This is a genomic window from Verrucomicrobiaceae bacterium, assembly GCA_016713035.1.
GTDB lineage: Bacteria > Verrucomicrobiota > Verrucomicrobiia > Verrucomicrobiales > Verrucomicrobiaceae > Prosthecobacter.
Genome location: JADJPW010000002.1, coordinates 852,178 through 867,119, shown reverse-complemented (window position 1 = coordinate 867,119; position 14,942 = coordinate 852,178). Strand labels below are relative to the sequence as shown.

The following is a 14,942-nucleotide window of genomic DNA, read 5'->3' as shown; positions in this document are numbered from 1 at the left end:
CCAACATGCCGCTCCAGGCCCCATCCGACACCATCGCCCACATCCGCGCCGCCTTCCCGCCGCAGGGATTCTTCGCGGACAAAGAATGGCGCCTCTCGCCCCAGGCCTTCCCGCTGGATGCAGCCACGCTCGGCCTCATCCGTGATCTCGGCCCCGCTTTGCGAGCCTTTCAGCGTGCCTGCAACGAGCTCTACTTCGACGAAAACCACGCCTGGGTCGCAGCCTTGCTCGATCAGGGAAAACCGGAGCACGTCCGCCGACTCGGTCGCCTAGCCGCCACTCGGCACGAGCTCCCCCGCGTGCTGCGGCCCGATCTCGTGCTCACGGAAGACGGCGTCTGCATCTCCGAGCTCGATTCACTCCCCGGCGGCATCGGACTCACCGCATGGCTCAATCAGACTTACGCCCAACTCGGACAATCCGTCATCGGCGGAGAAAACGGCATGCTCAGCGCCTTTGCCCATGCTTTTCCCACCGAGGACATTCTCATCTCCCGCGAGTCAGGCGACTACACACCCGAAATGAGCTGGTTGGCCGAAAAACTCGGCCGCCGCGTCCTACGGCCCTGGGAGCTCATTCCTCATGAATGGATCGGCGGTGCCCTGTACCGCTTCTTTGAGCTTTTGACCTCGAAAACGTCGAAAATGCCCCCCGCACTGCTCCGCATGGCCGAGCGCGGAGAATTGGCCTTCACACCGCCCCTGAAGGCCTTTTTGGAAGAAAAACTCTGGCTCACCCTCTTCTGGTCACCCGCGCTCGAATCCTGGTGGCCCACGCATCTCCGCCCAGAGCACCTTCAACTGCTCCAGCGCTGCATCCCGCGTGGCTGGGTGGTCGATCCCACTCCCCTGCCCCCGCATGCCGTCCATCCCGAGCTCGACATCCACTCCTGGCATGAGCTGAAGACCTTTGGCTCACGCCATCGCCAGCTCGTGCTGAAAATCAGCGGCTTCTCCGAGCGCGGATGGGGCTCACGCGGCGTCTTCATCGGCCACGATCTACCGCTCGACCGCTGGTCCACCGCCATCGACGAAGCGCTCACCAGCTTCCCCGCCCATCCCTTCGTCCTCCAGCGCTTTCACCACGCCAAAGTCATCCCGCATCCCGTCTGGGATGATACGACTCAAAGCACACGCCCCATGCCCTCCCGCGTGCGACTTTGCCCCTACTACTTCGGCCCTGCCGAGAGCCCCGATCCCGTCCTCGGCGGCATCCTCGCCACCGTCTGCCCCAGCGACAAAAAAATCCTCCACGGCATGCGCGACGCCATGATGCTGCCCGTCAGCGGCTAAACAATGGCAGGCACGGGCGTTTAATCAGCCATCATCATGAACGCTCGCGCCCTTCTCAGCCTCCTGCTCCTCACCACCGCGCAGCCCCATCTGCACGCAGCAGAAACAGCCGCATGGACACTCTGGTCCCCACGCCCAGAAGCCGCACCGCGCTCCACCTTGGATCAAACCTGCGGCCATCATGGCCAGCCCTCCTACATCCTCGAAACCGGTCCCGGCGAGCACTGGATCGGCTGCTGGCAGCGCACCATCCCCGTCCGCGGCGGGCAACATTACGAATTCAGCGCCTGGCGAAAACACAGCGCCATGCCCCTGCCCCGTCGCAGCATCTACGCACGCGTCATTTGGCAGGATGACCATGGCAAACCCGTCACCTGGGAATCCCCCGCCAAGCAAGGCTACGCCAAAGGCACTATCCCCCGTGCAGAGCCCGAATACCCGCTCGATCCCACTAGCCCGCCCGACACCTGGGCACAGACCAAAAGCACCCTTCGAGCCCCCGCCCTGGCCAGGCAAGCCAAGCTCGAACTCTACCTCCAGTGGGCCGCCAATGCCCGCGTCGAATGGAGCGACATCAACCTCCGCGAAGTCCCCGCACCCGCCCCACGCATCGCCCGGCTCGCCACCATCCACCTCCAGCCCCATCAAGGCAAAATCCCCAGCGACAAGCCCCCGCAATTCGCCACACTCATCGCCCAAGCCGCCCAGCAGAAAGCCGATCTCGTCGTACTACCCGAGACCCTCACCTACTACGGCACCGGCAAGACCATGCACCAATGCGCCGAGCCCATCCCCGGCCCCAGCACCACCTACTTCGGCCAACTCGCCAAAAAGCACGATCTCTACATCGTCGCCGGCCTCGTCGAGCAAGACGGACTCACCCTTTACAACACCGCCGCCCTCCTCGGACCCGATGGCAGCCTCATCGGCAAATACCGCAAAGTCACCCTCCCCCGCAGCGAAATCGAAGCCGGCATCACCCCCGGCAGCGACTACCCCATCTTTGACACCCGCTTTGGCAAGCTCGGCATCATGATCTGCTACGACGGCTTCTTCCCAGAAGTCGCCCGCGCCCTCACCATCCGCGGTGCCGAAGTCATCGCCTGGCCCGTCTGGGGCTGCAATCCCCTCCTCGCCCGAGCCCGCGCCTGTGAAAACCACGTCTATATCGTCAGCAGCACCTACACCGATGAAAAGCAGCACCAGTGGATGATCTCCGGCATCTTTGATCACTACGGCGACGTCCTCAGCAAAGCCACCGAATGGGGCACCCTCGCCATCGCCGAAGTCGATCTATCCAATCCCACCCACTGGAACAGCCTCGGCGACTTCAAAGCCCAAATCCCCAGCCACCGCCCTCCTCCACTCAAAGAATAGCCGCCCAAAGAATTCAATTTTCAGTTCCTCCATTTTCAGTTCTCCCATTCAAATGCGTTCACGAGCCGGGCATGCTCTACAATGGCCATTGAATGCATGCGTGATTCGAGAAGTTCAAAGCTGCTTATCCTGAGGTGTGCTGGCCATACCACGAGACCTGACTCCCCAAGCACGAAACATAAAACTCACTCCAAACACCAACCAGAATATCGGCAGGCCGATACCAATACCTACCATCCACTGAGCTGTGAAAGCAGAACCCAAAGCGGGTTCCTTGGTAAATGCGAAAGAGAGGAGGAGATGCGCCATCCAAATTGAAGCGACGGCAATAAGGAGAAAAACAGCAGCCTTAATCCGATCTCGTTTTGGCTCGGTAAGCCGCATGAACGCCGCCGAGATGAGAGCCACGACAGTTGCGAACAATAAAACTAGCAACAGGTGCCATGAATGCTGGCTGTAATACTCGATCACCTTGTATCGGCTGACCGAATCAATGATGTCATAGGCAACGAAAGCGCCGACCAAAAGGCAAACCACTATGTTTATTGTCGATCTCATTGAGAGGCACCGCATTTTTAGGCCTACTGTAGTATGATCCCAATCAACGTTGGACAGCCCTAATTCGTCCACCGCTTTTTATGGAATAACCGGATTATATCGAGGCAAAACCTGACTTTCACATCTCTCCCCTCCCCCGCTCCACTTCTGCCAATTGATTTCAGACGCCAATGACCGTGCAGCAAAGCTCGCCGAGCACAGCCATGATTTTGCCCTCTCAGGGTTAGCGTTTAGCACCTCATAAATCAATCTGCTGGCCTCCCTGAATCTGTTGGTTCAGCTCTCAATCCATACCCGCCATCAGAACCAACCGATGACCCAAATTCGCACCTCACTACATTTGTAGTTGCCAATTCACGACAAATGTAGTGAAATACATTGAATTCATCAAATCATGCCCGCTGCCCCTGACATCTCCGACTCTGAATGGACCATCATGGAAGCTCTCTGGGAATCTGCTCCCCAGACTGCCTCCGAAGTGACGAAGACGCTCCGCGCCTCCACCAACTGGGCCGAAAACACCGTCCGCACGCTCCTCACACGCCTCGCCGACAAAGGAGCGCTCAAGACCAGCGAGAACGCATCCGGCACCCGCACCTACTCCCCCGCCGTCAAACGTGAAACCTGCGTCCGCGCCGAAAGCCAGTCCTTCCTCGACCGCATCTTCGGCGGCGCAGCCAAGCCCCTACTCGTCCACTTCGCCCAAAACTCCAAGCTCACCGCCGAGGAGGTCAAGGAACTCAAAAAACTCCTCGATCAGCAACTGAACTCCTAACTCACCACTCACATGCACTCGCTGATTCCATTCTTCGACTGGCTGGTCACGGCCAGCCTGCGGGCTTCGGTATTGATGGTGGGTGTTTGCCTTGTTCAGTTCGTACTGCAAAAGCATCTCTCGCCGCGTTGGCGCTATGCTCTGTGGCTGCCGGTGCTCATCGTGCTCCTCATGCCCATCCAGCCGGAGAGCCGCTGGAGTGTGGCAAGCGTGATGGAATGGAACGCGCAGGTGATGGAAACCTCCTCGCTGCCAGTGGTCACGGATGCCGTCCCATCATCAGTCCCGTCGTTATTGCCATTGCCGACCGAACACTCTCGGGCATTCGATTGGCAGAAAATGCAAGTCTTGAGCTGGGCAGCAGGTGCCATCTTAGTGCTCCTGTTCGGTGCCGTGTCATTCGCTCGCACCTTGATCCGATTTCGGCGCACACGCCTGTGTATCAGCGATCAACTGACAGCCAGCCTAGATGAAGTGACGCGTGAAGTGGGCCTGCGGCGTAAACCGCGTGTACTGATCTCTCCGAGCATACAGAGCCCCGCTGTCACAGGCCTGTTGCGCCCCCTACTGCTTCTACCAGCCGATTTTGATCGCGAGTTTACCACCGAGGAAAAACACCTCGTCCTTCAACACGAATTGATGCATCTGAAACGCGGTGATCTGCCGCTCAATACCCTGCTTTGCGTGCTCATTGCCCTACATTGGTTCAATCCGCTTCTGTGGCTCGCCTTCCTCAAAGCCCGCGCCGACCGTGAAGCGGCCTGCGATGCCCAGGTGCTCGAAAATGCCACGCCACAGCGTCGCAGCGCCTACGGACATGCTCTACTAAAGCTGGAATCCAATTTTGCTCCGCTTCGCCTGAGCCTCAGTTTCATCGGCATTCTTCAAAAGCACGCCTCCCTCCGAGCCCGCATCCAGAGCATCGCCGCACCGACACGCACAAAACCGCTCACAGGCATCCTCGCAACCACATGCATGCTGACGATGACTTTTCTCGGTGTCACTCGGGCAGAAAAACCTGCCAAGGAGGAAGAATTCGTATTCACCTCGAAAAAGCACCACCTTGAGATCCTACTTATCGAATTCGATCAAGAAAGCGATTGGCGCTTTGGAAATAGGCTGGGAGCACCACCTGCAAAATTAAGTGACTCTGACGAGGGCCAGTTTTTGAAGCAGGAAGTCGTATCGCAGCAGGAACGCGCTATGCTCGTGGCAGAAACTTTGAAACAGAAAGGCGCAAGGAAAACGGTCAATCCCAAAATGGTAGTAGAGGACGGGGGGAAGGCCTCCATCCGCTCCGTGGTGAACCAGCCCGTCATCTCAGAGAGTAAACAGGACGGAAACACCGCAGAAGCTGCCATCGAATACTTGTCCATCGGCTTCATCGGAAACTTTATGATAAAGACTCTCGCAAACGACAATCTCCGTCTCGACATAGACATCACGAACACCCGAATCATTGGAGAAACAATGGTCAATGGTAACCCTTACCCCATCGTGAGCAGCCAAGTTATTCAGGCTCCTATCGAGTTAGCCGCAGGTATGAGTGCTCTGTTCTACGGATGGAAGGATGAATGGAAGAATGGCAAGCGCCAGAAGCCGAGGCCGGTGCTCTATGTCTTGACACCCAGCGAAGCCAAAACGGATACTTCCCCTGAAAACAAAACACCAAGGTCTAAAACCACTTCCGGTAAGAAGCCCGTCGCCACACCGGTCATCACGGCCAATAAAGCCGCCTTTGACCAGCAAAAAAAACTGAGTCGTTACATCGGTGACGCAAAGCTAGAGATGCCTCAAGGCAAGGAAGGCAAGATGACCGCATCCGCGAGCGAGATTGTCCACCTTCAAGCAGAAGATGTAATCGTGCTCAAAGCACCGTGGGAATTGGTAGCCAATTCGACACGCATGTCCTCGCAGCACGATAATTGCGAAGCTCGTATTTATTTAAAACCATGGAAATTTGAGTTCCATGGTGGTTCCGTCAAAACGGAAAGAATAAATGCCACCCCCTCGCCTGAAGAAACTCTTCGCTCCGCCAAACCGAAAGCATACGAGTTCAAAAAGATACCCCCTTCATCTTGTTCTTCTCCGTTTGGCAGACGAAGCAGAATTGAACCTTGTCGGCGGTCTTCCAGATAACTCTCCAGAAGCCGAAAAGTTAATCACTTTCACCACCCACGGCAGTCCATTCCGAGTTCTGGAGACCATCTGCAAGGCGAACTCCCTAACGCTGGTTCACGACAACCAGTCTTGGTATATTCGTCCTTTTGATGAACGTGACTTCATTGGAAAAAGCTACTTATACACAGAAATATCTGCGGAGAATTTGGAGACAGTTATCCATGACCTGAAGTCTTTGCTTAACATCGATAAAAAGCCTGATGTGCCTGGTGAACCTAGCATTGTTCAACATCAAGATTCTTCCGCTCTCTACATCACGGTGCCCCAAACTCAGCACAGTTGGGTCAAAGGATATTTGGAGGCCCTCAGTCGCAGCAAGGCACCTTAGCCAGCTCTGTACCCAGACCACCAAACTCAATTCAACCATCGAAAAATGAACACGCTCACCGCCTTCTTCGACTGGCTCCTCACCACCAGCCTCCGCACCTCGATACTGACGCTCCTCGTGCTCGGGGTGCAGTTCATGCTGCGTCGCCAGCTCAGTGCTCGGGCACGATATGCGCTGTGGCTGCCGGTGCTCATCGTGTTGCTCACCCCTGTCTTCCCGGAGAGCCGTTGGAGCCTTGAAAATGTCTTCCGTGCCGAGACCGCGCCGCTGCTGCCGTTGCCCATGCTCACTGAGGCTCTCATCTTTGACGCTGTTTCGGAGCCGATCACGCCACCGCCTGCACCCATCGACTGGGCCAAAATCGGCCTCCAGGTCTGGTTTGGCATCAGCTTGGCTCTTTGGGGTTTCATCAGCTTTTCCTTTATCCAAACCCTGCGCCGCTTCAAAAGCACGCGACTGCCCATCAGCGACGAATTGAGCGAAAAAGTCGCCCAAATCGCCCGGGAGGTCGGTTTGAGCCGCACACCGCGAGTGTGGACCTCAGCGGCTATTCAGAGCCCCGCCGTCACCGGGCTGTTGCAGCCCATTTTGCTCCTCCCCGCGCTGTTTGAGCGTCATTTCACCGCTGCGGAGTCACGCCTCATCCTCAAGCACGAACTCACGCATCTGAAACGCCACGATCTGCCGCTCAATGCGCTCCTCTGCCTGCTCATGGCGCTGCATTGGTTCAATCCGCTGCTGTGGATCGCCTTCTACAAAGCACGCCTCGATCGCGAGGCCGCGTGCGATGCGCAGGTGCTCGAAAACGCACCGCCGCAGCGTCGCGTCGAATACGGCCATGCGCTGTTGAAGGCCGAGACAGCCTTCGCGCCGTTGCAGCTCAGTCTCGGCTTCGTCGGGCTCTTCCAGCGCGGCGTGGCTCTACGATCCCGCATCCAGTCCATCGCCAGTCATCACCAACCCCACCCAGCCATGAAACTCATCACCCTAGCCAGCATCAGTCTTCTGACTTTCCTCGGCATCACTCGTGCTGAGGAGCCCTTCAACGTCATCGGCAAAGCGGAATTCCGTCCCGGTGACAGCATCCGCATCACGAATGTGCAACGCGCCGACGACTTCCTCACCGTCACCGCCGATTACGAGCTCGCCAGCGAGTCGGAGGCCACCATCGCGCTCTACATCACCGCCACAAAAGGCGACGGCAGATCGAAAACCGCCGAGACCCAATCCAAAACCATCACCAAAGGCAAAGGCACCGTCACCCTGCATCACCCCGCCATTAGCGAAGGCATGCCACACATATCGTTCTACCCGCCCAAGGGCGGGCGTGTGTTTGGCGGCGTCTATTTCGGCACCGCAGCCGAAGCGGCTGCCTCGCAGAAGATGGAGTGGAGCATGACGAAAGCCCCCGTTGCACCAAAAAACCCGCTCGCGGCCAAGCTGAAGGCCATCATCCTGCCGCACGTGGCTTTCACCAACGCCACGCTCGAAGAAGCCATCGAATTCATCCGCCTCAAAAGCCGTGATCTCGATAGCGCCACGACGGATGCCGCCCAGAAAGGCGTGAACATCATCCTCAAAGAGTCGGCGCAAAAGACGACAGCAAAGATCACCCTCCATCTCAAAGACGTGCCGCTTGGCGAGCTTCTCCGCTACGTCACCGAACTCAGTCAGACGAAGTTTCAGATGACTCCCTTCGCCATCCTCATCACCGGCATCAGCGAACCGGAGGTGAAACCAGCCACCGCCACTGCCCGTGCAGTTCCTGTAGCCGCGAAGAACGAAATCATCCTGCCGCAGGTCGAGTTCCAGGAGGCCACGCTGGACGAGGCCATCTCCTTCATACGCATCAAGTCACGCGATGCTGATCCTGCCAAACAAGGCGTGAATATCCTCCTCAAGCCAGGTGGGGGTGCCAACGCCAAGATCACGCTCTCCCTCAAAAATGTGCCAGTGAATGAAGCACTGCGCTACATCGCCGAGCTCACGGGGCACAAGCTCAGTGGAGAAGCTGGGACCTACATCATCGCCCCGATGAAATAAGTGTCACCCCAGACGCTATTCACACACGCCCGAAGGCACAGACCTCATTTTTATTCGCGCAGAGTCGCTTCAGATGGAAGTCCTCGCATTGCGATGCGGCATGCTCTTTGAGCTGACGGAGCAGCCCATATTCATCACCACCCTGGAACTTGATCGTGACGACAAAGTTCCGCATGCGGCGGTCTCGCAGCCATTCGAGCAGGAGGTCGATGCTGCGCAGGGGTGCGGCGATCACATCACAGATGAGCCAGTCCACCACCTCTGGCGGCGCAAACTTGAACGCATCTCCTGTCTGGAAGCGCAAACGCGGATTTCGCATCAGATCCTCACGCAGCTCACTGCGATCCAGCGCCGTGACAAAAGCCCCGCGTTGCAGGGCGATGTAGGTCCAGCTCCCCGGAGCCGCGCCGAGATCGACCACGGTCTCTCCCGCCGCGATTTGCTTGCCCAGGCGGAGCTCAGACTCGACCAGCTTCGCAAAGGCTCGCGAAGGGGCATTTTTGTCCTCCGCCCACGGCAGCCAACCTCCGATAAAGGGCGAGATGAGGCCCCGCAGCGCATGTGCATCTGGAGCCCTGCACACAGAGAGCCACCCCGCATCCGGCGCGGTGAGCACTGCCTGCACGAGGGAGGTCTGTGGTGTCAAAATGCTGTCCGCATCCTCCAGTGAGCGCAGCAGATGCCGACGGCGCTTCTTCATGCGCTCCATCAGCGCCGTGCGGATGAGTGCGCAGCGATTCATGCCTGCCCTGCCCTCTCCATACACAGGCCAGAGATGCAGCCGCCACGGCTGCTCATCCGGCAGCACACCCGCCACGGCGTCGATGATGGTATCTGCCCACGCATTGATCGAGGCAGCGCTCACCGCATGCACGTCTGGCAGCACCTGCCGGGCAAAAGCTGCGCAGCGCAGCGCTGCAAGATCGACTTCCGCCATGAGGCCGAGATCTGGCACTACCTGCGTCACGGCAGGGCGCAGCTCCTCCACCAGAGGTTTTTCAAAATCAGGGTCCGAGAGGAAAAGATGCACGATGGTGGCTGGTAGGCCGCGTGAGGCCAGTTTCACTCAAAAATCCACTCCACCATGCTCAACGCCAATTTCCTGGTGCTGAGGAGTGTGACCGATAAAACGACTCAAACTGCCCCCGCGAGCCATTGAAGAGATTCCGATCACAAAAGTGCCGCAGTGAGGAACTACCGCCACTGCGGGTGTAGGCCGCGCCGACTTGTCCGCTGAACTCATGCGCCGCTAGGGCATGCTTTGGCCTGCCAGACACATCACCGCAGTACTGCCACAGCGTCCAATCACCAAACACACGCGGCACACTGAAGGTCACGCTACCAGATGCCCCATCTCCATAGCGCGGAACCCACAGGCCACAGGCACGCAGCGTCTCCTTGTCATGCGAGGAGAGATAACTCAGCTCCCGCGTCTGTTGATTGAATGCAGCCGTGCCAGGCGACGGCACACTGCAATAGAGCAGCGGCCACACACCTGTATGCCCGCGCACCTGCCGCGCTGCCACAGCCAGCCGGTCCCAGGAGACTCGATCCGTGCCCTCATTATCGAGCACCAGCATCACGGGGTGCCCCCAGGTGCCATTGCGGGCGGAGATCGCCCGCACCGTGCTGACAAAGCGGTGGATCTGAGCGGAGAGATTCTCGCTGCGCTTGATGTAGTGATACGCACCCCATTTCAGCCCTGCGGAACGCGCAGGCCCCTCTCTCCGGGCGTAATCATCGTCCGTCTTCGTGCCGCCGCGTGTCGCCCGGTGAATGAGCAGATCCACGCCGATGCGCCGCATCTCGTGGTAGTTGATCACTCCTCCATCCCAGCCGAAATCGACCACATTATTCGAGCATGATCGGGCCTGGCTGATCGTGATCCGCTTCGTCATGATCTCGGATGTGCAGGAAGTGAGTGCCAGTAGGACGGCGAACAGGGCTGGTGGTAGAAATTGCTTCATGGATAGGGGATGAAAATCTGTCCCTTATACAAGCTGCCGCGTTCAGAGCACAAGGCTCTTCTCACTCCACCTTCACGGCCACCATTTTTTCTGCATCACGCGCATAGAGCACGCCAGCGGAGTAGGCCGCATGGCTGCGGTGCCCGCTGCGCAGGATTTGATCTGCCCGCACTCGCTCATACTTCTTCCCGTCTGCCTTGACGATCCAGAGCTCGCCTTTTTCGGTCACGATGAGGAGTTTATCCCCCACACGGATCAGCGTGCCGCCCGGCACTCGATCAGATGACTCCCACTGCACTTTTCCATCCGTAGCGGAGATGCAGCGCAGCACCGCACCGCTCTCCTGCCTGCCATGAAAGCCAAAAACATAGCCCGCATGCGCCACGGGAGTCGAGTAGTGGCAATCCAGCACATCATGCGCCCGCCATGCATTCTCCAGCTTTCGCGTCTGCGCATCCCACTGCCACACACCGCAGCCCACGTCGTAACTGGCGCTAAAAAGCAGCCGCCCCGGCCCACACGGCACAGGAGTAGCCGCATTCACGCTGGCGTCGATGTCTGCACGCAGCGGCTCGTCGGCCAGCACCTTGCCACTGGCTACTTCCAGCAGCGAGATGCCGTTTCGCGTGAAAAAGGCTGCCACGCCCGCATCTCCAGGCATCAGAATGGGTGAGGCATAGCCCGCCTCATGGTCCGTGGCCTTCCAGGCGATCTTACCGCTCTTTGCTTCCAGCGCGATGATGCCTGCACCACCACGCCCACCCACATTCAGCAGCACTTTCCCATCCGCGACCAGGGGCGAGCAGGCCCGGCCAAAAAAGCCCTGCGGCGACTGCAACTCCGCCACCGTGTCATAGGACCAGACTTCCCTGCCATCGGCCAAATCGAGTGCCTGCACGATCCCATCCGCACCGTGAGTGAAAACTAGCCCATCAGCCACACACGGCACCGCACGCGGCCCATCATCAAAGCCAAAGCTATCCCTGTAATTTGTCCCGCGACGATGCACCCACTTCGACTGACCAGTTTTGGCATCCAGAGCCTCCGTCAGCATTTCACCACCCATACGGTGGCACACGATCACCACTCCAGCCGCCACCACAGGACCCGCATAGCCGGACCCCAGGCTTTTTTTCCAAAGCGTCACAGACTCCGCCGCGCCAGACAGCGCCTTTTCATCCTGCGCTGCACCATCACGCCCAGCCCCGAGGTACTGCGGCCAATCCCCGGCGCAAAGCAGACTCACAGAACAAAGGAGAGCGAAAAGTGATTTCATCATACCCACCAGACTGCGCTGGAAGCTCCGAAAGATCAAAAAGACTTTGAGCCTTGAACTTCGCTCCCAAAACCTGAATAAAGACCGCATGCGTCCCTTTCTCCTCCTGCTCTCCCTCACCGCCGCGTCGCTGGCGCAGTCGCCGGGCGTGCCGGTTTACCCAGAAGGACGCGGCAGCAAAGCCGAAGCTGCTTTGATCGAAAAAGCCTCTGCACTGCATGCCGCGAAAAGTCTCCTCACCGAAGCCCAGCGCAGCGCCCAGATGCAGCGAAAGGCCTGCTCCCTCGCCCTTCCCACCGCAGCCACACAGACGCTCTCTGGCCGCGAGCGCTGGCAGCGTGCCCGTGCTGCTCATCTGCGAGTAGGCCATCTCTTCCTCTGCAACAAATGCGATGAATGGCATCTCAATCTCGCAGGCGGCTTTATCATCAGCAGCGACGGCGCTGTGGGCACCTGCGCTCATGTTTTGACAGCACCAGCGCAGTCCAAGGAAAGCTACCTCGTCGCAGCGACCGACATGGACGAAGTGCTACCCGTCAGCGAGATCCTCGCCGTCAATCCTGCCACGGACAGCGCTATCCTGCGGGTGAAGTCCGATATAGCTCTCACTCCCCTGCCCCTCGCTACCGATACCTCACCCGGCGATGACGTGTGGTGCTTCAGCGATCCCTCTGGCGCACGCGGCTACTACAGCGAAGGCATCGTCAGCCGCTTCGTCCAGCGCCCCTTCCTGCGTAAACGCGAGCGTGAACAGGTCAAAGACACCGCCACCGCACAGCAGCGCCCTGTGTGGCTAGAGACCACACTCGACTGGGCTCCTGGATCGAGCGGCAGTGCCCTCATCGACCAATGCGGCAACTGCGTCGGTCATGTCTCCGAAATCCAAGCCGTGCTCGAAAACACACCACCTGCCCGTGCAGCCAAAAAGAAGGACGACACCGCCACCAAAGTCAAAAAAGAGCCCCAGCCCTTCACCCCAGGCACCTACATCGTCTTTCACCACGCCATCGCAGTCGCAGAGCTGCGCAAACTCATTCAAGAGCCCAAGAAGCCATGAAATGCATCGTCATCGGCGGAGGCGGACATGCCCGTGTGCTGCTGGAAACCATCGTCAACTGAGGCCGTCGTGGAAGAATGATCCGCACCTTTCTAACCGCCAAACGCCCATGGAACGCCGCGTTCTTCGTGCTGTGGGTGCTGCTGTTCACGCTGTGTGATGCGCTGCTGCTCCGCGATTCGCCACCGGGACTGCTCGCCGCGGCGGATGCGCTTTCCGCACGCTTTTTGACGCATCTCATCGTGGGTAGCTTGCTGTGGATGGCGCTGCTCGTGTGGGACCGCTGGCCGCTGCGGATCGTCGCCATGGCCACGCCGTTGCTCGTCATCACGAACACTTGGCTCAAACTCTGGTGGGGCAAAGGCATGCAGGAAATGTGGGGCGAGCTCGACATCGGCGGACGGATCGAAATGGAGCGAGCATGGGCTGCTGGCGGAGTCCAAATCACACCTGGAACGGTGCTCGGCATCGCCGCGGTCATTTTGGCCGTGTGGGGCGTTTTTTCGGCCTGTGGGCGTATTTCGCGAAAAAACGGCTGGAGGGTCAGTGTGCTCCAACTCGGCGTTTTGGCCGCCATTTCGTGGATCGTGCTGCAAATCGACCAAGCAGCCGGTTTGAGCCTCAAAAGCCGCGCATGGCTCTGGTGGGAGCGCAAAACCTACTCTCGCCGCATGACCTGGATCGAACCAAAACCGGGCCTCGCTGGATATGCGGTGGAATTTCACAACCCCAAACCCGCGATCACCGCCCAGCAGCTCACACGCAAGCCGGACATCTTCATCTTCATGATCGAGTCGCTGCGTGATGACGCCGTGCGACCCGATGTGATGCCCTTCCTCCACCGCTGGCGTGATCAGGAGTGCCAGCCTCTCGGCGTCACCTGGGCCGCGTCGAACGTGACACATCAGTCCTGGTTCAGCGTGCTCAGTGGCCGCCTGCCGCTATTTTTTTCCGAGGCACGGAAGGAGAAAAAAATGCTCACCCTGCCCGCGCTGCTCAAAGCCAGCGGCTACCGCGTCGAAGCGCGGATGGTGAACGACTTCAACTACATGGACATGGTCGCCACCAACTTCGGCGAGCCACTCGAGGCCGATGTGATGGAGCAGGTCCCTCTCGATTCGCCGGAGAACTTCCACAACGTCCCTGCCCGTGAACAGCGCATGCTCGGAAGGCTCAAACACAGCGTCGAAAGCCGCAGCGCCGGCTCCTTGCTCGCCATCACAGGCCTCGACAGCACTCATTACAAATACCACTGGCCACATACATTCACTCCCCCCATCAGCGACTACGAACAGAGTCCCGTCTTTCCCATGCGGCCGAGCGAAACGGACCGCGTGCTCATCTACAATCGCTTCCTGAACTCTGCCGCGTGGGTGGACACACTACTGGCCGATTTTGTCACCTGGTTAAAAGAAAAAGGTCGCTACGACGACGCCATCCTCATCGTCACCGGCGACCACGGCGAGGAATTCAAAGAACAAGGCAGTTGGTTCCACGGCACGATGCTCAATGAACCGCAAACACGCGTGCCCATCCTCATCAAATGGCCACGCAGCATGACAAAACCGCCCTCACACCCCTGCGCCAGCCACCTCGACCTCACTCCCACGCTGCTCGCCGCACTCGGTGCAGACAAAAAGCTCTACACCAGCCTACCAGGCATCTCTTTACTCGATCCACCACCTCCTGACCGCACCATCGTCATGACCACGCACTTCTGCGGCAAAAATGGCGAGGCTTTGCTCCTCAAACGCGGCGACCACGAAGTCGCCTTTGGCTGGCGTGATTTCTGGCTCCCCGTCGAGCCCCACCACATGTGGCTCGAACGCCAAACCCTAGGCTCAAAGGTTGAAATGCTGCCCTCTATTTTTTCCAAGCTCACACCAGAATGAGCTTGGCAAAAGCGACCGGCTTCGTGTTTGAATGTAGCATGCGTTACGACCCCCCCCCCGGGGCCCCCCCGCGGGCGCCCCCCCGCGGCCCCCCGCCGCGGCCCGCCGGGGGAACCCCGCCGCCCCCCGCGCCCCCCGGCCCCCCCGCGCGCCCCCGGGGGGCGCCCGGGCGCCCCCGCCCCCGCCCGCGCCCCCC

General features: G+C 59.0%; 12 protein-coding genes. 8 read left to right on the top strand and 4 right to left on the bottom strand.

Annotated elements, in window-relative coordinates; genetic code table 11:
* Positions 1–5 precede the first annotated feature (5 nt).
* Positions 6–1,292 carry a hypothetical protein gene (locus IPK32_10655; protein ID MBK8092409.1) on the top strand — a complete coding sequence of 429 codons (1,287 nt, stop codon included), beginning with the start codon at positions 6–8 and terminating at the stop codon, positions 1,290–1,292.
* Positions 1,293–1,328: 36 nt separating this feature from the next.
* Positions 1,329–2,669: a carbon-nitrogen hydrolase family protein gene (locus IPK32_10650; protein MBK8092408.1), complete on the top strand. Its 1,341-nt coding sequence runs from the start codon at positions 1,329–1,331 to the stop codon at positions 2,667–2,669.
* Positions 2,670–2,783: 114 nt separating this feature from the next.
* Here the strand turns inward: IPK32_10650 and IPK32_10645 are convergent, their stop codons facing one another.
* Positions 2,784–3,194: a hypothetical protein gene (locus tag IPK32_10645; GenBank protein MBK8092407.1), complete on the bottom strand. Its 411-nt coding sequence runs from the start codon at positions 3,192–3,194 to the stop codon at positions 2,784–2,786.
* A 427-nt stretch (positions 3,195–3,621) separates the two neighbouring features.
* Between IPK32_10645 and IPK32_10640 the strand changes: the two genes are divergently transcribed.
* Genes IPK32_10640 through IPK32_10625 form a run of 4 tightly spaced genes read left to right on the top strand, consistent with a single transcriptional unit; the run spans position 3,622 to position 8,554 of the window.
* On the top strand, positions 3,622–4,002 hold the full coding sequence (locus IPK32_10640) for a BlaI/MecI/CopY family transcriptional regulator (GenBank protein ID MBK8092406.1): 381 nt from the start codon (positions 3,622–3,624) through the stop codon (positions 4,000–4,002).
* A 12-nt stretch (positions 4,003–4,014) separates the two neighbouring features.
* Positions 4,015–6,141 carry a hypothetical protein gene (locus tag IPK32_10635; GenBank protein ID MBK8092405.1) on the top strand — a complete coding sequence of 709 codons (2,127 nt, stop codon included), beginning with the start codon at positions 4,015–4,017 and terminating at the stop codon, positions 6,139–6,141.
* On the top strand, positions 6,095–6,511 hold the full coding sequence (locus IPK32_10630; GenBank protein MBK8092404.1) for a hypothetical protein: 417 nt from the start codon (positions 6,095–6,097) through the stop codon (positions 6,509–6,511). Before IPK32_10635 ends, IPK32_10630 begins: the two co-directional genes overlap by 47 nt.
* A 45-nt stretch (positions 6,512–6,556) precedes the next feature.
* Positions 6,557–8,554 carry a hypothetical protein gene (locus IPK32_10625; GenBank protein ID MBK8092403.1) on the top strand — a complete coding sequence of 666 codons (1,998 nt, stop codon included), beginning with the start codon at positions 6,557–6,559 and terminating at the stop codon, positions 8,552–8,554.
* 19 nt (positions 8,555–8,573) lie between these two features.
* Here the strand turns inward: IPK32_10625 and IPK32_10620 are convergent, their stop codons facing one another.
* The 3 genes from IPK32_10620 to IPK32_10610 all read right to left on the bottom strand — a co-directional run bounded on the left by IPK32_10620 (position 8,574) and on the right by IPK32_10610 (position 11,767).
* Entirely contained in the window at positions 8,574–9,620 is a 1,047-nt protein-coding gene (locus IPK32_10620) for a hypothetical protein (protein ID MBK8092402.1), read from the bottom strand.
* Between the two features lie 22 nt (positions 9,621–9,642).
* The gene (locus tag IPK32_10615) at positions 9,643–10,521 is read right to left on the bottom strand and encodes a glycoside hydrolase family 25 protein (GenBank protein ID MBK8092401.1); all 879 of its coding nucleotides are present in this window, start codon (positions 10,519–10,521) and stop codon (positions 9,643–9,645) included.
* Between the two features lie 61 nt (positions 10,522–10,582).
* Positions 10,583–11,767, bottom strand: a complete 1,185-nt coding sequence (locus tag IPK32_10610; protein MBK8092400.1) for a PQQ-binding-like beta-propeller repeat protein — start codon at positions 11,765–11,767, stop codon at positions 10,583–10,585.
* Between the two features lie 118 nt (positions 11,768–11,885).
* Here IPK32_10610 and IPK32_10605 point away from each other — a divergent pair, with 118 nt between their 5' ends.
* Together IPK32_10605 and IPK32_10600 are read left to right on the top strand one after the other, a co-directional pair.
* Positions 11,886–12,854, top strand: a complete 969-nt coding sequence (locus tag IPK32_10605) for a trypsin-like peptidase domain-containing protein (protein MBK8092399.1) — start codon at positions 11,886–11,888, stop codon at positions 12,852–12,854.
* A 77-nt stretch (positions 12,855–12,931) separates the two neighbouring features.
* On the top strand, positions 12,932–14,746 hold the full coding sequence (locus IPK32_10600; protein MBK8092398.1) for a sulfatase-like hydrolase/transferase: 1,815 nt from the start codon (positions 12,932–12,934) through the stop codon (positions 14,744–14,746).
* The last annotated feature ends 196 nt before the right edge of the window (positions 14,747–14,942 follow it).